Annotated in this window: 15 protein-coding genes and 3 pseudogenes; 10 read left to right on the forward strand and 8 right to left on the reverse strand. The window is 67.8% G+C overall.

Annotated features, from left to right (window positions below; translation table 11 throughout):
• Positions 1–193 precede the first annotated feature (193 nt).
• Together ACIRL2_RS45310 and ACIRL2_RS45315 are read left to right on the forward strand one after the other, a co-directional pair.
• Complete coding sequence (locus ACIRL2_RS45310) at positions 194–448, forward strand: type II toxin-antitoxin system Phd/YefM family antitoxin (protein ID WP_395872908.1); 255 nt, start codon at positions 194–196, stop codon at positions 446–448.
• On the forward strand, positions 445–696 hold the full coding sequence (locus ACIRL2_RS45315; RefSeq protein WP_395872907.1) for a type II toxin-antitoxin system RelE/ParE family toxin: 252 nt from the start codon (positions 445–447) through the stop codon (positions 694–696). Before ACIRL2_RS45310 ends, ACIRL2_RS45315 begins: the two co-directional genes overlap by 4 nt.
• A 763-nt stretch (positions 697–1,459) precedes the next feature.
• Here the strand turns inward: ACIRL2_RS45315 and ACIRL2_RS45320 are convergent.
• Positions 1,460–1,804 carry a DUF6193 family natural product biosynthesis protein gene (locus tag ACIRL2_RS45320; protein WP_402240590.1) on the reverse strand — a complete coding sequence of 115 codons (345 nt, stop codon included), beginning with the start codon at positions 1,802–1,804 and terminating at the stop codon, positions 1,460–1,462.
• An 893-nt stretch (positions 1,805–2,697) separates the two neighbouring features.
• Between ACIRL2_RS45320 and ACIRL2_RS45325 the strand changes: the two genes are divergently transcribed.
• Both ACIRL2_RS45325 and ACIRL2_RS45330 read left to right on the forward strand, forming a co-directional pair.
• A complete protein-coding gene (locus ACIRL2_RS45325) occupies positions 2,698–3,429 on the forward strand; it encodes a tyrosine-protein phosphatase (protein ID WP_395872904.1) in 732 nt (243 codons plus the stop codon).
• 76 nt (positions 3,430–3,505) lie between these two features.
• The gene (locus tag ACIRL2_RS45330; RefSeq protein ID WP_395872943.1) at positions 3,506–3,886 is read left to right on the forward strand and encodes a hypothetical protein; all 381 of its coding nucleotides are present in this window, start codon (positions 3,506–3,508) and stop codon (positions 3,884–3,886) included.
• Here ACIRL2_RS45330 and ACIRL2_RS45335 read toward each other — a convergent pair.
• A pseudogene (locus tag ACIRL2_RS45335) lies at positions 3,792–4,473 on the reverse strand (transposase); the annotation flags it as partial. The gene ACIRL2_RS45330 and the pseudogene ACIRL2_RS45335 sit on opposite strands and share 95 nt — an antisense overlap.
• Positions 4,474–4,704: 231 nt before the next feature.
• On the opposite strand from ACIRL2_RS45335, the gene ACIRL2_RS45340 reads away from it, so the two are divergent.
• Entirely contained in the window at positions 4,705–4,923 is a 219-nt protein-coding gene (locus tag ACIRL2_RS45340) for a hypothetical protein (protein WP_395872903.1), read from the forward strand.
• A 367-nt stretch (positions 4,924–5,290) separates the two neighbouring features.
• Here the strand turns inward: ACIRL2_RS45340 and ACIRL2_RS45345 are convergent, their stop codons facing one another.
• From ACIRL2_RS45345 to ACIRL2_RS45360, 4 genes and pseudogenes are all read right to left on the reverse strand, one after another.
• Positions 5,291–5,782 (reverse strand): hypothetical protein, encoded by a 492-nt coding sequence (locus tag ACIRL2_RS45345; protein WP_402240593.1) that lies wholly within the window; start codon positions 5,780–5,782, stop codon positions 5,291–5,293.
• 95 nt (positions 5,783–5,877) lie between these two features.
• Positions 5,878–6,867 (reverse strand): DUF6301 family protein, encoded by a 990-nt coding sequence (locus tag ACIRL2_RS45350; protein ID WP_402240594.1) that lies wholly within the window; start codon positions 6,865–6,867, stop codon positions 5,878–5,880.
• Positions 6,868–6,967: 100 nt separating this feature from the next.
• On the reverse strand, positions 6,968–8,197 hold the full coding sequence (locus tag ACIRL2_RS45355; protein WP_402240597.1) for a serine/threonine-protein kinase: 1,230 nt from the start codon (positions 8,195–8,197) through the stop codon (positions 6,968–6,970).
• A gap of 111 nt (positions 8,198–8,308) precedes the next feature.
• A pseudogene (locus ACIRL2_RS45360) lies at positions 8,309–9,087 on the reverse strand (sigma-70 family RNA polymerase sigma factor); the annotation flags it as partial.
• A gap of 310 nt (positions 9,088–9,397) precedes the next feature.
• Between ACIRL2_RS45360 and ACIRL2_RS45365 the strand changes: the two are divergent.
• A complete protein-coding gene (locus tag ACIRL2_RS45365; protein WP_402240600.1) occupies positions 9,398–10,003 on the forward strand; it encodes a TetR/AcrR family transcriptional regulator in 606 nt (201 codons plus the stop codon).
• Between the two features lie 619 nt (positions 10,004–10,622).
• Here the strand turns inward: ACIRL2_RS45365 and ACIRL2_RS45370 are convergent.
• Together ACIRL2_RS45370 and ACIRL2_RS45375 are read right to left on the reverse strand one after the other, a co-directional pair.
• Positions 10,623–10,850, reverse strand: a complete 228-nt coding sequence (locus ACIRL2_RS45370; protein ID WP_395872899.1) for a hypothetical protein — start codon at positions 10,848–10,850, stop codon at positions 10,623–10,625.
• Positions 10,851–11,406: 556 nt separating this feature from the next.
• Positions 11,407–12,139, reverse strand: a pseudogene (locus ACIRL2_RS45375) (uracil-DNA glycosylase); the annotation flags it as partial.
• A 179-nt stretch (positions 12,140–12,318) separates the two neighbouring features.
• On the opposite strand from ACIRL2_RS45375, the gene ACIRL2_RS45380 reads away from it, so the two are divergent.
• The 4 genes from ACIRL2_RS45380 (at position 12,319) to ACIRL2_RS45395 (ending at position 15,556) form a co-directional block, all read left to right on the forward strand.
• A complete protein-coding gene (locus tag ACIRL2_RS45380) occupies positions 12,319–12,846 on the forward strand; it encodes a DUF488 family protein (protein ID WP_395872898.1) in 528 nt (175 codons plus the stop codon).
• A gap of 65 nt (positions 12,847–12,911) precedes the next feature.
• A complete protein-coding gene (locus ACIRL2_RS45385) occupies positions 12,912–13,196 on the forward strand; it encodes a hypothetical protein (protein ID WP_395872897.1) in 285 nt (94 codons plus the stop codon).
• A 150-nt stretch (positions 13,197–13,346) separates the two neighbouring features.
• The gene (locus tag ACIRL2_RS45390; protein WP_402240603.1) at positions 13,347–13,943 is read left to right on the forward strand and encodes a hypothetical protein; all 597 of its coding nucleotides are present in this window, start codon (positions 13,347–13,349) and stop codon (positions 13,941–13,943) included.
• Positions 13,944–14,158: 215 nt separating this feature from the next.
• Entirely contained in the window at positions 14,159–15,556 is a 1,398-nt protein-coding gene (locus tag ACIRL2_RS45395; RefSeq protein WP_402240605.1) for a hypothetical protein, read from the forward strand.
• Positions 15,557–15,986: the final 430 nt, after the last annotated feature.

A 15,986-nucleotide genomic window follows, 5' to 3' on the forward strand; every position in this document is an offset into this window, starting at 1 on the left:
GCCCGGTGCACGCGTCGCGCGGAGCGCGTGACGCCACGGGCCCGGGTGGACCTCCGGCGAGCAACCCTCGAGGCGCCCCTGCAGGGGCGCGCCGCCCGCTCGCAGTGGCCGTGCCCGCCCGGGTCCGTGGCTCCGGGCGGGGTCGAGAGCCCACCATGGAGCCTCAAGCAGCGTGAAGTGTACAGTTCCTTACATGAGTGAGACTCTGCCGATCACCGAGGCCCGCGCCAGGTTCGGATCGCTGGTGCGCCGGGCCTCGCACGCCCGCGAACGCATCACCATCACCGACCACGGCCAGGCCGCCGCCGTGCTCATCAACCCCCAGGAACTCGCCGACCTCGAGGACGCCCTCGCCCTCGCCCAGTACCGCGCCCGCCAGGCCGAGCGGGCGACGACGGGCGTACCGCACGACGAGGTGCGTTCGCGGCTCGGGCTGGACCGCGCTTGAGGTACGTGATCGTCTGGGACGAGGCGGCGATCGACACGGCCGCCCGCTTCCTCAAGGACGACCCCGACGGCCTGCGCCAACTCATGGACGCCGTCGACCTCCTCGCCGACGACCCGCGCCCCCACGGCACGTTCGAGTACGGCTCCCCCGACCTGCGGCGCATGCAGGTGGGCCGGTATCGGGTGATGTACGAGATCACCGACACCACCTTGACCATCGTCGTCATCCACATCGGCCGCCTCAGCTGATCGAGCCACACCCCACATGTGTGCCCGAGCGCTCCACTTGGCGAATGTCGCCAGGTGAAACGCTCGGATTCTGCCGCCCTGACGAACTTGGAATGGCGCGAGATCAGCCAAGGTCACCGACCAGTGCACCGTGACGTTGCATGAGCACGTTCGACACCGGAGAGTCCGGGACCGGTACGGGCCCCCGACGGGCCGGTCCGGTCGGGTTGTGCCTACCGAAGTACGCCACCAGGGCCAGGAAACCGACCATGGCCGGGAAACTGACCAAGGCCACGACCACCCCCCATGCGGAAGCGGCCTCGGTCGACATCAAGAGCCGAAAGACGCCCTTGAGGGCCCGCAGTCCAAGACCAAACCTCCGCCTCGGCCTCCGCCTCCGCCAGGACGACCTTCCCTGCGGGTTTCAACCTGTCGTCGAAGAACTCGTGGCACCCAGGAGCATGAACGCCGCCCCGAGCAGCACCTCGACGACTCCCACCCCACCTCGGCGGAGGTCGCCTTCAAGGGAGAGGCGACCCGCGGCCTTCGGCACGCTTGATCGCGAGGCGCTGACGCCACTGGGCGCGCACCCGTTCCCGTGGTCGCGCTTCGACGGGTGAGACACGCTCCACGAGCTGCGGTGGGTCGCGCGCCGATCAGGGATCCGCTGCGGCACGGTGGTGGCCGAGGCTCGGGGTCGGGGGCAGGTTCTTTGTCCGCGTGTGGACGGTCACGTAATTCCCCATGGGTGTTGGTCAGGGAATTCCCCATGCGCTGGCCTGGTCTACTCGTCTGAGTTCGCGCCGTCGGACGGGAGATGAGCGACCACGAGGGCGGCGGCTTCCTCTGGTGTGTCTGCTTCGCCGAGCAGGGTGGTGTATCCGGTCGAGTAGACCTTGTAGGGCGGCCCACCGCAGACAATGAACGGCAGGTCGTCGGGGTCCGAGCGATCCCAGGGCGGGGCGGATCGCAGGAATTTCAGGGTGCCGTGGCTCGGCCATGGGTAGAGGCTGCGGAGCCTTGGCTCGACATGCGCGGCTTCGACGACCAGCGGGTCCCCTTGCCGGGTTCCCGGAGTGCGCTCCAGTAACTGTCGCCAGGCGGTGGGGATGTCAGGAGCTTCAGGCATGAGGTGATCGTCCAAGATCACGGGGCTGCGGACAAGTAGCGCTGCCGCAGCCCCGTGCCGGCAGGCGGGTGCTATCCGATCGGCGACGTGTCGATCTTGCCGGCGGGGTTCTTCGGCCTCTTGTTGGGCCGGTAGCTGGGTCCGTTCATGACCTGATGGCTGGTGTTGATCAGCCGGTCCAGCAGAGACTCGGCGACGGGGTTGGGGAAGGCCCGAACCTCCCTTCCCCGACCCGAAAACCGCTCCCACACGCGACCACCCCCGCCACCCCGGTGGGGTGGCGCTCCCCCCTGGAGCGCAAAGCCGCGTACCTGCACCCGCTCAACCCGGTCGCGGCGCAGGAGGCCCTGGCCCACACCTTGAAGGAGAACGGATTCGTGATTCGTCCTCTGCCGGGGGTGCGGCCCGCGTCGGACGCGGCCGGTTGGCATGCACCGGCCGTAGGGCACGACGGTAACACCGGAACCTGAACGCGCACCCAGCCCCCGACGCTCCCGCCTCGAGGACGAGATGAGCCCCGGTCGTGCTCGGGCGCAAGTCGTTCCGTCACCCCTCGGTCGCGTTCCTGCTGCGGCGCACCGGGACGTCGTGGACGCAACCGAGTGCGCGTACGACAGGGCAATGCCGACATCATCCACCTGCGAACGCCCAGAGCGGCCTTCGAGAGGCCGACGAGACCGTGAGTAGCTGTTTGCAATCCCCGAAGCAGTCGCTGCGGGTCCAACCCACGAGAGGGCGCGTGGTAGGCCGCCGAGCACAGGCCCGATCCGCCCGCACCGAGATGATCACGCGAAAGTAACCCAACGCTGCGCGCCAGGGCGATCGCGTCGCGCCCCCGCGCGAATGGAGCGACGCCACCGGGCCGCCGCAGTTGGCGGGTAGGGTCGGCGATCATGCGACGCCACATACCGTTTCGACGCCTGCACAACTTTCGCGACCTCGGTGGTTACGCCGCAGCCGACGGACGAACCGTCGCCTGGGGACGCCTGTACCGCTCCGATTCGTTGGGCAACCTCGGCGGCGACGACGCGGAACAGTTCTTCGCGCTCGGTGTACGCACTGTCGTCGACCTGCGGTATCCCCACGAGGCCGACCGGCACGGTCGTATCCCCGCACATGCCAGTTTCGTCTACCACAACGTATGCACCGAGCACCGGCCGTGGGACCAGGCGTCACTCGGGCCCGATACCGACGTCGCTCGCTTCCTCGCCGACCGCTACGCCGAGTTGGCCCTCGACGGTGTGGCGCAGATTCGCGAAGTGCTGGACATCCTCGCGGCCGCCGACGCCCCGCCGGCGGTGTTCCACTGCGCGGCGGGGAAGGACCGCACAGGCGTCATCGCGGCACTGGTACTGGCTCTGCTGGGCGTGGACGAGGAGGACATCGTCGCCGACTACGTCCTGACCGAACTCGCCAGGGACCGCCTCGTCGCCGATCGACGGGCCGACCATCCCGACCGGCCGATCACCTGGCCCGGATGGGGCCGCGCACCGGAGGCCGCGATGCGACTGTTCCTGGCGGAGAACGCCGCCGCATACGGGTCGCTCACCCGCTATGCCGCCGAACGACTCGGCGTCGACCATGCGCTCGTCGAGGCGCTCCACCACCGGTACTTGGCCGGCTGAGCACCGGTTGGTCAACTCCGGACGCTGGTTGAAAATCAGGTTCTGGCGTCGCCGGGTTCGTGGGAGGGTCGACGGCATGGCCATTGCGAAAAAAGGCACACGGATCATCGTGGTCGGCGGGGAGCGCTATCGCTGGGTGGTTTCACCCGATAGTGGATACATGGTCCTCCTCATCGAACGCGCGGAAGGGGATGGGCGGCGCGTGTCGACGGTCTTCGAGCAGTCGGCTGTGGTCACGCCGGGAGTGGTTGCCGCAGTGATCGAGGGCGCGCAGCGACTCGGATGGGTTCCCGGGAACTGTGGCACGGAACTTCGGCTGTGGAACCTGGACCGGCATCCGGACCTTGCCGACCTAAGATTGTTCACGCGCGAGATGCTCCCGCCGTGGTCGGAGCGGGAGGGACATCGGATGCCGGCCTCGGAGGCCCGGGTGAATGCCCCGTCGCCGATGTCGTGACCGAGCAGTCGACGCGATACCCCGCCCCCGGCGATGCGTGACGGGAACGGTCCTTGATCGGGCCGGGCCGGGTCAACCTCCTCGTCATGAGGGTGATGGCGGCCCACGTGATCAAAGCCTCGCTGTGCTGGGGCAGCCTCTCGTCATCCCTCGCGTGTCGGCGGGCGTGCATGATCCAGCCCAGTGACTTTTCGACCACCCATCGGCGGGGCAACAGGACGAAACCGACCGCGTTCTTGGGCCGGCTGACGGTCTTGATCGTCAGCCTCAGGTAGGTCTTTGCCCACTCGATCAGGGCGCCGGCGTATGCGGAGTCCGCCCAGACGTTAGTGATCTCGGGGTGCATCAACCTGAGCCTGAACAACACTTCCTTGGCCGCGTCGCGGTCGCTGAGGTCGGCCCTGGTGACCATGACCGGCAGGGGAAGCCCCGCGTGTCGACGACCAGGTGCCGCTTGCGGCCGTTGATCTTTCTCGCGGCGTCGTAACCGCGGCTGTCCTTGCCCCCGTTGCGGCGGCCTTGACCGACTGCGAGTCGATGATGATGGCAACCGCCCTCGGCGCCCGACCGGACCGGATTCGAACGCGCGGCGGCGCCGTACTGGACGCACCCGTCCTCCCGGCGGCGCCGTACTGGACGCACCCGTCCTCCCGGCCCTCGCCGTCCGAGGACGCGTCATGCCACATCGGTTTCGAGCGCAGTGGTGTGGGCGCCACGTCACGGTGTCGGACGGCGACTTCCCGGGTCTTTCGTTCTTCTGTGGTTAGTGTCGTGATCGACGCGGCAACGACAACGGTGCCGTCCACCGGGAGGCGACCATGACTGTTGACCCGTCGGACCCCGAGACCTTCGACGAGGATCCCGACGTGGTCGAGATCGACGTCGAGGTTCCCGAGGCGGACGCGGCGGAACGACACGCCGGCCTCACGCCGCGGCTCGACGACCGACTCACGCGCATCCAACCGGATGCCACGGACGAGGCCGACATGGTCGAACAAGCGCGGGTGGTGGAACCGGACGAGGACGACTACCGCTGACCCCTGCTCCCAGGGGTCTCCCGTTCGCGCGGGCGCGCTGGTCTCGTTCGGTGAAGTGCCCGCACCGGAGGCCGGGTTGATGTAACGGTGGGCGGGTGCCCACCGCGGGTCCACACTTTTTCGCCTCGTGGCGTGTCGTGCGGGCCGTGCCCCACGAAGGATGAACGAGCATGGCTCCGGCCGCGGCAACGCCCGGACGGAGCCGGTCCTGTTCGTGGCGCGGACGGCCGGCGAAAGGAAGAACGGCCGCCCGTGGACGAGTCACCCGGTGTCGCCGCGCCGGATCCGGCCTGCAGTTGTCTCGATCCACAGTCTGGCCGGCCCCCGGAAAAAGCCCACGCCGATGCCCCGGCGCTCGGTCCTTTGCTCAGGCCACGCTCGAGGACACGCACCGACGGCGGACCAGGAAGGCGCCGACGCCGGTCAACGCACCACCCGCGATCAAGGAACGGCTCCCGCTGCCGACCAGGCGTCGTCGTCGTGCGTGACGGGCCCGAAGCCGGTGTCCACACCGCCGACGGGGGTGCGAGCGGTCACCGCCTCGGCCGCCTCGACGACACCGGTCGGGGCCGGGACGGTCGGTGTCGCTCCGCGCTCCGGGCGCGGCAACGGTGTCGGGGGTGGTCGCGGTCGACGCGCCGCCGAGGGCCGAGGGTCGGTCCTCGCCGGCCAAGCCGTCGTTGTCTGCGTCCAGGCGCTCCGGATCCGAGGGGTCGAGATCGAACGGGGCCTGGGCCGGCTCGCGGGCGGCGAAGTCCGCGCAGTCCCGATCCACCGGCGCAGCCCACGCGAAGGAGGCAGTCGGCAACACGGCGACGGACGCCAGGACGGCCGCGCAGGCGACATGACGAATACTCACGACACCACCCCAACACGGAAGGTGATCGAACGGTCACGGAGATCATCCGCCGCCGACCACCACGCCACCCGAGAAGTTGGGCGCATTCCGGTCGCTCAGAGGCTCGGAAGGCCCAGCCCGTACAGGATCAGCATGCAGTCGCTCCTGTTCAGCCACGCCGTGTGGCGCAGATCGTCCAGCTGCACGTCCTGCGCGCGCAGGGTGGCCACCAGCGTCCGCGCCGCGGACACCGCGTCCCGGGGCCGGGGGTTCGGGAGATCGAGGATGTGGAATTCGGCCTCGGGGCCGGGCCGCCAGCCCAATCCGGCGAGTGTGGACGGGCTCAGCACCGCGGTGCTCGCCTCCAGGTGCAGCAGCCGACCGTTGCAGATCAACTGCACCGGGTTCGGGTTGTCCTCGTCCGTCCTCGGCCGCATCACCAGGACCAGTTCGTCGTCCAGTCGGCCCATGTCCCCCACCATCGCCGACAGCGTCTCCTCCAACCCCCGGCCGAACTCCTCCCAACTCTGGGCCTGGTGGCCGCCCGGCAGGAACACGTCCTCCATCCCCGCACGGCCGAGCCCAAGAGCCTGCCACACCCCGAGCTCGGCGACCGCGTCGTCGCGTTCGCTCCACCTGGAGACCTGGTACTCGTGGTTCTCGACCACCACCGCCGCCAACAGCGCCAACCGCACCGCTCCCCTGCCCCACTCGAGCTCCAGAAGGGTCTCCTCGCGGCGCCAACGCAACACCGGCCCCGGACCGCGCCGGATCGGCGCCGGCCCGACGCGCGCCTCGACCGCCCTCCTGCCCGCCTCGAACACCGCTGCAAGAACGGCCTGATCCTCGGTGCGCGCCAACTCGCACTCCAACAGGGTGAAGCAGCCCTCACGCGGCGAACCGTGGACATGACCTCGATGGGCGAAGGTCCACCCGCCCGACAACGGACCCTCGAACCTCAGCCCCCTATCGTCTCCGGAACGAAGCGTCCACCCCAGATCGGCGGCCGCACGCTCCACCGCGCTCCGGTCCCACTCCCCCAGGTCCAAGGCCTCGAACCGGGGAACCAGATCGTCGATCTCGGCATCGGTCAATCTCATGGTCATGACCGAAGACGCTACCGACCACCACCGACGCCCCGAGAGCCGCTCCGATCCACCGCAACCCCACCGACACCCACCGAAAGATCGTCACCGCATCACCCGGTCACGACTTGCCAAGTCCGTCCGGCCCGCGCGGCGTCGGCCCTGGCTGGTTGGACAGCTCCGCCGAAGCCCCGGGTCGCAGGTCCGGCTGTGTCGGGTTTCGTTCCGATATCTGTGACTGCACCCGTGCGGCGGGCAAGAAGCCCGCCCCAAGTCCGGCCTCGCCGACACGCTGCGCCGCCGCAGCCGGTTCGATCCGCGGGCCGTCGTCGACTGCGGCAGCCAAGCCGAAACCGCGTGTATGCGCGACGGCTCCGGGCATCAGACGGGCCAATTCCGTACGTACCTCGGCCGCGCTCGCCGGACGGGCTCCGGCGTCGAAGGCCATGAGCCGTCCGACCAGCCGGTGAAGCCCCGCAGGCAGATCCGGGACAACCTGCTCCAGCGGCACGACCGGCGTGGCCAGGCGCTGCTCCCACGTCTGCAGCGACTTGTCCGTGAACGGGCTGCGTCCCGCGAGCATTTCGTACATGACGACGCCGAGTGAGTAGAGGTCGCTTTGTGGTGTTCCGCGGTCGGGGATGTCGGTCGCCGTGCGCCATAGCAGCTCGGGCGCCGACGACCTGAGGTTTCTGTGGGTCGGTGCTCGGTCCGGAACGTCTCTGCGCACGCTGGCCGCGAGCCCGAAGTCAAGGATTTTGGCACTGCCCGATCGGGCCACGATGATGTTGGCCGTGGTCAAATCCCGGTGCAGATACCCCGCCTTGTGCATCGCCTCCAGACCCGAGGCGGCCTCGGACGCCACGCGCACCGCCCAGTCGGCGGAGAAAACACCTCCGCGCCGCACCAGTTCCTCGACGGTGTCACCCGAGGCGACTTCCATCGCGAGGTAGGGACGGCGTCGCTTGTCACTGTGGTCGTACGCTCCGACCAGGTTGGGATGGTCGAGCGAGCGGGCTATCCCGGCTTCCTGGCGGAACGCCGCGTGGGCCTGCTCCCGTTGCGCTCCCTTGAGCTTCTTCAGCCTGGGAATCTTGAGAGCAGCGGCCACACCCCGGACCGTGTCGAACGCCCGCCAGACGTCACCATTGGCTCCCGCCCCCAGAGGGGTCGCGTCCTTGTAGCGGCGAGGCAGTCTGGGGGCCATCGGTGGGTGCCAAGACCTTTCGGGAAAGCATCGCGGGTTCCTCGGCAACGTACGCGCCGAGGGGGCGAGGTCGCGCCGTGCCGCATGCCACGATCGCGCCCCGACGCCGAACACCGGCCCCGGCCACCGGCCGCGGCACCACATTCACAGGAACTTCGAGCGGAGCCCGATCGAAGGACGACCGGAGAGGGCGCGGAGCGCTCGCCGTCAGTCGACTGTTCCGGCGGGGGCAACCCATCGAGTGGGTTGGCCGGTGACGGCGGCGATCATGTCGTAGTCGCCGTCGTAGTGCAGGACCACCCGTAGCACGTGGGTGCAGGTGATCGTGGCCGCGACCTTGGAGGTGCCGCCGAGGTGGAAGCGGACGATATTCTCGGCCCGATGACGGGCCTGAGCGCGGCGCGCTTGACGCCGCCACCGTCGCTGAGCAGGACGACGTCGGGCGCGAGCACGGCGAGGAGTTCCTGCGGGTTCCCGGTCTTGAGCGCGCGCTGGAACGACTCCAGTGCCGCCCGGGTCTCGCCCGGGGAGGCCGTCCTCCGGGGTCGGCGGGCGCCGACGTGCCGGCGGGCGCGGTGGGCAATCTGTCGGACGGCATCGGGGTTCTTGCCGACGGCTCCGGCGATCTCGTCGTACCCGACGTCGAAGACCTCGCGCAGCACGAAAACCGCCCGCCCGATCGGGGAGAGGCTTTCGAGGACGAGCAGTGCCCTCGACATGCTCTCGGCGAGTTCGACGTCCTCGGCAACGTCCGACGTGATGAGCAGCGGCTCGGGCAACTGGCCGACGTACGCTTCCCTGCGGCGCTTCATGGTGCGCAGCCGGTTCAGTGCCGTCCGGGTCGTGATCCTCACCAGGTACGCCCGTTGGTTGCTCACCCGGCCCAAATCCACCTTGACCCACCGCAGCCAGGTCTCCTGGAGGACGTCCTCGCCGTCGGCGGCCGATCCCAGCATCTCGTAGGCGACGGTGAAGAGCAGGTTGCGGTGGGTCACGAAGGCGTCGGTCGCCGGGTCGGTGACGTGGTCGGTCATAGCTCGGGCCTCTATCGGGGTCACGCTGACGTCGTCGCGCCGCGTCAGGCCATTGGCCGCCATGACACCGGCGTAGCCGCCGCCGATCACGACAACGTCGGTGTTTCCAGTCATGGTGTCTGTCCTCCTCTTCTTGGGGTTCGGCCTCAAGACGCTCATCGGTAGCCGTGACAGTGTGTGAGGTGGAGTCACTTCACGCAGTGCCGCTGCTGCAGGCGGGGCGAGGAGGCCGACGCTTCAGCCGGCGGCCGGAGCGGGGTGATCACCGGCGATGTTGTTAGTACGTAGTTACTTCTGTCAAGATGTGGTCATGGGAACGCGCAGCACGGCAGCACAACGACGTATCGAGGCCATCGAGGCCGGCATGCGAGTGTTCGCCGACCATGGGTTGACGACGACGGCGGTGCAACGGATCGCGGACGAGATCGGCGTGTCGCAGCCGTACGTGTTCCGGCTGTTCGGGAGCAAGCGGGCGTTCTTCCTCGCCTGCATCGACGAGATGGAGGCCCGCGTTCGTGAGGTTTTCCGGCGGACGGCGGTGGCCTCCCCGGACGAGCCCTTCGAGGCGATGGGCGCGGGCTTCCGCGGCCTCATCGCCGACGGCGTCATCAGCGGGCTGTGGGTGCAGGCGTGTGCCGCGGCACGCGCCGACGAAGCGATCGCGGCGCGGTGCCGAACCTTCCTCGCCGGCGTGCTGGAGGAAGTCGACCAGGCCACCGAGGCAGACGCGGACGCCTTGGCGCAGTTCCTCGCGACCGGCGCGCTGGTCATGCTGCTGCAGGCGGTGGGCGCGGATCTGACCAACGGCAGCCGGGGAGCCATCGAGGCGTTGCGTGCAGAGGGGAACTCTGCCGCGTCGATGCCCGACGAGGTGATGGACCCGACATCCGGACCGGACAAGAAGGCGACGCGATGAACCCGTGCTGCTTCCGGTCCTTGCAGCCCAAGCACTGTGGGTGCGTGCCCGCGCCGAGTACCTGCCTCCCCCCGCAGGCGCCGTCACGGGGAGCACGGGAGCCGAGCATCGCAATCCACTACGGGTAGCCGTCGCCGGCGAGTCCACCGCGGCGGGCTACGGCGTGGAGACCCACGACGACGGCTTCCCACTCGACGAACGAGTCTGTCCGGGCAGCGAGTTCGCGGGCGAACGCGCCGGGAAAGCCCGGGGGACGCGCGGCGGCGACGGCACCGCCGTATCGCGCCTCACCCGAATTGCCGCGCGTCATTAACGCGGGAGGCATTCGCGACGGGTCGTCTCGCGGCGGTCGCGGACCCTGCGGAGACCGAACGAGGCGGGGGCCGGGCCAGGCGCGGCGCGACTGCGCGGGTGCGGTTCATCCGGCGCTGGAGCAGGCCGATCGCAAGTTCCCGTGCCGCCGGACCACCGGCGCCGTCCGAGAGCACGTCCACGTCAGGCCAGCCCACCCCGATCGGCCGCCTCGGCGATCCCGCGAAGGCATCCGACAGGTCGCCCTCAGCGGGACGAGATCCCCCAGCGTGGGTCCAACCAGGCTGCGGGAGCCTGGAAAGGAGCCTTACGGAAGTCGGGATGCCTTGCTGGTCTCATTCCGGCCCTGGACGTTCACCGAGTTCCCCACCAGCAGGTCATCAACGTTGCCGATGCCGGCACCTTGCACCGCGTCGATCGCCTCGCCGAGTTCGACGGTGACCTGGTCGTCGCTTTCCTTGAGCCGGTCAATGGTCTCCTGCGTGACTTTCTGCGCCGCCGTGACCAAGTCCGCGATAGCCTGCTCCGCGCCCATGGGCCCAATACCTTTCTCAGTGGGGAAGTCGGGTCATTCGTATGATCGAGACAGCCAGGGGGTGTCGGGTATGGCTGCCACCCGTCGTCGTAATTCGTCTCCCCGAGGTTCCCCCGCATGGGCCGAATGATCGGGGAGCCTCCATCGCGGTCCGCCGCGGCCCCGGTGCCCCGGTGCCCGGACGACGACCAGGCAAACGCTCCCCGTCACGCACCCGATGCGCGGCGGGCGGGCCCGCGCGAGGTGGTGGACGAGCCTTCCTCGCCCGTCTCGTGAACCGCGCGCATCGAGCATGGGCGGTACGTCGGACGGCATCAGCGGGGCCGACGCACCACTCCGCAGCGAGTTTGGCGTTCCGCCGCGCGAACCAGCGGCCGATGCGGTGGGTGATAGTGCGGGTACACGGACACAACGGTGAGCTGGACTGGGCCGAAAAGCGCCCGATCGCGTTTGATGTCATTCGGGAAACAGTGGCCTTCGCGTCCCGACTCTCCGGTTGCCGGACGCTCACCGGTCGTACCGGAGCGGGGTTGCACCCCGGGTCCGTTCGTCCGATGGGGAGCCCGGCGGTGTGCGCGGCCTCGGCGAGCACTTGACGCGACATCGCTGGGGTCAGCCGGCCGGTGAACACGTGGCGCTTCACGTGGTAGCAGCCGAACACTGTCACCGCAGCGCCCCTCCCGCCGGCCGCCGGCAAAGTCGTCCGAATGCCGTGGCCGAACGCCGGACGCGGCCGGGGCACGCTCCAGCCGGCCTCCTCCAGGGCCGGGAGCGCGGCCTGCCAGCCGAAGGCGCCCAGCACGACGACCGAGCGTACGGTCGGTTGCATCAACCGGGCCTCCCGGACCAGCCAGGCGCGGCAGGTGTCTCTTTCGCCGGTCGTGGGGCGATTGGCGGGCGGAGCACAGCGCACAGGTGCGGTGACCCTGGCCCCGTACGGTTCAAGACCGTCGTCCGATGCCGTCGCCGTCGCCCGGGACGTGAGGCCGAGCTCGGCGTCGCGTACAGGAGGTCGCCGGCCCGGTCGCCGGTGAACGTCCGACCCGTCCGGTTCGCACCGTGCGCGGCGGGCGCGAGAACCGTGATCAACATGGCGGCGTCCGCGGGTCCGAACCCGGGCACCGGCCGCCCAGTACTCCTAGTCGGCGAACGCGAGACGTTTGGGCGAGGGCGGTCTCCTCGCGCCACGCCACAAGGCGCGGGCAGGCACGGCATCGCACCAGCCGCGTTCCCAGTTCGGTCAGTGTGCGGGCATTCGCGGCGGCCCGCGCCGGGTAGTCCGTGGACAATGATCGATCCGCTTTCTCGGTGAAATGCCAGTCGCAGAGGCAGACGTCTTCTGCCTGGAGGAACCCCCGGGAGCACCCTGAATGGGGCCGGGACGTCGGATGCGTGGGGCTCGTACGGCAGGCAAGCAGTCGGCCGGCAGATGAGGCGGGCGATGCAGTGGCATCGGTGAGGCGGCAGGATGACGAACCGTATCTGCACCGTGGGGCATTCGACGCGCGACTTCACGGAGATCTTGGAGATGTTGCGGAGCAATGAGATCACCTGCCTGGTCGATGTGCGCTCGTACCCCTCGTCGAGGAAGTTTCCGCAGTGGAACCAGAGCGCGATCATCGACGCTCTTCCTCCCGATATCAAATACCGGTGGATCCCGAAGCTGGGCGGTCGGCGGCATACCCCCGAGGGCGTGTCGAGCGTGAACGGTGCCTGGCGGGTCAAAGCCTTCCGTGACTACGCCGACTACATGGCGGGCGATTCCTTCGAGAAGGGACTGAACGAGTTGCTCGAACTGGCCCGCCGCGAACGGCCGGCGATCATGTGCAGCGAGGCGGTCCCATGGCGCTGTCACCGCCGGCTGATCACCGATGCGCTGATCGTCAGAGGAGTCGAGGTCGTGGACATCATGTCGCCCACGACGGCGAAGCCGGCGATCCTGAACAAGAACGCGCGGCTCCACAACGGACTCCTGACCTATCCGGCACACCCCTGAGGCCGACTGGGCATCATCGTGGAAGTCCGCGAGCTGATCGTCGCCCTTCAAATGGATCCACGCCGGTGGAACATCGCCCTCTCGACCAGTGCCTCGGCGCCGACTACCCCCCAGAGCAGCGGCTGGCTCAACTTCGCCCCGGAGACGGTGGAAACGGGCGCAAGGTGCCGGGCGTGGCCACCGTGGTGCGCCGGCCCGAGACCGGGGCGAAGGACCTTTTCGACGGGTCGAGCGAGAGCATCTCGGTGACCGGGGCCGACCCGGGCATCGACGCGGTGATGAAGCAGAAGCACACCGATAGGCAGCCCATCCGTGGTGTCATGGGCAAGTTGGTGGAACACACCGGATAATCGTATTTGACAGCGCTTGTCGGCTGCATTTTGACCAATTTGTCGGAAAATCTGGGCACAATCAGATTCCGCTATGATTTACGGACGCAGCTCGGCCCGCAGGCTCAGGCTGAGTTTCCGTGGATTAATCTCCGAGGAGTGGCGGATGTCGTGGCTGATCACTTCCTGAAACAGCCGGACGAGTCGGCGAGCAAGGACAGCGTGGCTCGTTATGTGGAAGTCCGGTGTGCCGGGCGGCGTCTACGCGCCAAGACACCCGATGGGCTTCTCGGGCTCCTCATCGAGAGCTACGGGGACTGCACCGATGACGCGCAGCGATTGAGTGCTCGGCTGGATTATGCCTGCCGAGCCCGGGTGGATATTCAGTCGCTGCTGATGGCCGGGGAGATGTTCGAGTACAGCACGCCGGACGAGTCCCGGGTCCTGCGCGACCGCGGACCTGCTCCGGAGCCGCCGCCTGTGTGGCACTGTGCGACGCCGCTCGTTCTTGTGGCTTCCTTTTACGAGCCCGCGGGGGGATTGTCCCGGCCGCGCACGTCGGAACCCGGCCAGGTCTGGTGGATCGATCCCTCGACGGCCTCTTCCCTGCTGATTGCCCTGCACGAAGTGCGTTGGCTGGACATTATCCGGCCCGGCGGAATGCAGCCGCAGGATCGTGGGCCGTATCGGCACCAGGGGAAGAACGGATCGGCCGGATTCTGGCGTCGCCGTTTCCTCGAGATGCCACGCCGCCGGCCTCCGCCCTAAGGCCCTGTTCCCGGCCGGAGACCGTCTCACGCTATCCGGGTGCGAAGCCTGAGGACGTTCGCCGGAATGCGGCCACCGTACGGCGAGTCGGCCTCCGGACCCTGATGGCCGCGTGTAGATAAACGGACGCTCGATGAACCATCCATATTTTTGGTGAAAAGTTTATGGGGCCTGAAAGCCGACGCTTCTCGTCACTTCGCGATGCGCATGAGTTCATGAAGACCGAGGTCGATCGCCCGGTCGAACCCGGTGAGATCACGCTCGACAACGGGTTCAAGTTGGACATGCATCCACACTTCTTTGACGACGGCACGTTCACCAACTCGTACGATTTGAACTGGGCGCCTGAAGACGCCCGGGCGGCGATGCGCATTGCGCCACGTCCAGAAAGCATGCTCGTTCACGCTCCAGGTGTTTCAGCCAGCACCTCGGCGACTTTCTTCACCTTTCTGGATGAGGCATCCGCTATTCCCCGGCAGGCCAGCCTCAATCTCATCATCAGTGAAGGCCGAATTCTCGGTATGCCCGTGGTTGATCGGGAGGCCCTGTACATCCGTGACGGAGAACTCGCGATGGACCACATAGCGGCAAGTGGCGAGTTATCGCTCAACGGAAGGACGCTGACCTGGGCAGGTAGTAGGACCGACCGGGATGCGCAGAGTCATGTGTATGGGAACGGCAACATCAGGGTCACCCTGAGACGAGACCCCAAGACCGGTAGCAAAAGGTGCCTGGACGAAAGCTCGCGTTTCACCCCCGTCATGCCCGCCGCAGAATCACGGTCGGACGTCGGGTTCATGGCTTCGGAGGACGGCACGTTCACATCCGTGGCCGTCGCTCCGCAGGGCGGGATGGACATTTTCGCCCATGACCTCGTGGTCCGATGCCCGGAAGAGCACGTCAACCGAAAGGGAGAAAACCGCCTCGCCATCAAGAGCATCGGCTCCTTACGGGCGGATAACCTGCCCGACTTTGCGGTCTCCTCTGGGCCTTCGCTGAAGACACCGGATTTTTTCGCTCATCCCATAAACCAGGATCCGTCGTTGGGCACCAGGCCCGTCTTCGCGGACCTGCAGGCGATCAGGATGGTGGTCTACGGCGGGCTCGACGATCGTACGCACATCCGACTTTTCGACGGGCGGCCGGGCTCTTCGACATTTCCGGGAGTGACACCCGCCCAGACGCGCGACATCATAACGGCCGACATCGGGTTCACCTGGGGCGCCCATGTGGATGGGGGTGGGAGCGCCAGGATATCCATCGTCAAAGACGGTGTTCTTCGGAGTTTTGGAAATCGTCAATATCTGAAATGGCCACGACCGGGTCAAGATTATTTCCTTTGGGAGCGAGAGCCTCCAGGTCGTGATATTCCCACGCGTTTTGAATTGACGGGGCCAGGCAGGGCGCGCGAACCACGAGACTTGGATGTCGGGAAATATCTAGGGCCGGTAGCGGATCTTCGGACGCAACTCGGCGGAGGGTCTCCGCGTAATCGAGCGAATCCGGAAAGCGCCCCCTTGCATCCCTCCGCAGGGCGGGAAAATCTACGCAATCCCCATGGGACCCCCACCAGGAGACCCACCGAGAGGGACAGGGGCATTGGGTTTTCGTGATCCGAGTACGCCTTGCAGGCGCGGAGTTTTACGGGCCGTCGACGACGCGGTCCGCGACGGGACCGCACGGCCGGTATTCCGCGCACCAAGGGCTTGAGTGCCAGGATGTCGTTGGTGTTTGCCGTTGACACCCCGACCGTCGGGGGGATGCCCTGGGCGTCGGACAGTTCGTGCAGTTTGCTGCCGGGTTTGCCGCGGTCGACCGGGTCGGCCCGGTCGGCTCACCCCCCTTTTTTCGCTCGCACCGACGCGGCGTCCGCGATCGCCGAGGTCCAGTCCAGTTCGCTACGGGCACCCAACGGTCGAGCACAGCTTAGAAGTCGTTTCATTTGGAATGTTCGCTATTCTGGCGGGTGTGACGACGCTTGTGGAGCGGCTGGTGCCGGACGAGTTGTGGGAGTTGTTCGAGCGGGTGGTGCCGTCGAAGCCG

This window comes from Embleya sp. NPDC127516 (assembly GCF_044765325.1).
GTDB lineage: Bacteria > Actinomycetota > Actinomycetes > Streptomycetales > Streptomycetaceae > Embleya.

What these genes read in the sequence shown, in the direction of transcription:
- ACIRL2_RS45310 (WP_395872908.1), top strand. Translation starts at nt 194, where the DNA reads ATGAGTGAGACTCTGCCGATCACCGAGGCCCGCGCCAGGTTCGGATCG.
- ACIRL2_RS45320 (WP_402240590.1), bottom strand. Translation starts at nt 1,804, where the DNA reads ATGCCTGAAGCTCCTGACATCCCCACCGCCTGGCGACAGTTACTGGAG.
- ACIRL2_RS45325 (WP_395872904.1), top strand. Translation starts at nt 2,698, where the DNA reads ATGCGACGCCACATACCGTTTCGACGCCTGCACAACTTTCGCGACCTC.
- ACIRL2_RS45330 (WP_395872943.1), top strand. Translation starts at nt 3,506, where the DNA reads ATGGCCATTGCGAAAAAAGGCACACGGATCATCGTGGTCGGCGGGGAG.
- ACIRL2_RS45340 (WP_395872903.1), top strand. Translation starts at nt 4,705, where the DNA reads ATGACTGTTGACCCGTCGGACCCCGAGACCTTCGACGAGGATCCCGAC.
- ACIRL2_RS45350 (WP_402240594.1), bottom strand. Translation starts at nt 6,867, where the DNA reads ATGACCATGAGATTGACCGATGCCGAGATCGACGATCTGGTTCCCCGG.
- ACIRL2_RS45355 (WP_402240597.1), bottom strand. Translation starts at nt 8,197, where the DNA reads ATGTGGTGCCGCGGCCGGTGGCCGGGGCCGGTGTTCGGCGTCGGGGCG.
- ACIRL2_RS45365 (WP_402240600.1), top strand. Translation starts at nt 9,398, where the DNA reads ATGGGAACGCGCAGCACGGCAGCACAACGACGTATCGAGGCCATCGAG.
- ACIRL2_RS45370 (WP_395872899.1), bottom strand. Translation starts at nt 10,850, where the DNA reads ATGGGCGCGGAGCAGGCTATCGCGGACTTGGTCACGGCGGCGCAGAAA.
- ACIRL2_RS45380 (WP_395872898.1), top strand. Translation starts at nt 12,319, where the DNA reads ATGACGAACCGTATCTGCACCGTGGGGCATTCGACGCGCGACTTCACG.
- ACIRL2_RS45395 (WP_402240605.1), top strand. Translation starts at nt 14,159, where the DNA reads ATGAAGACCGAGGTCGATCGCCCGGTCGAACCCGGTGAGATCACGCTC.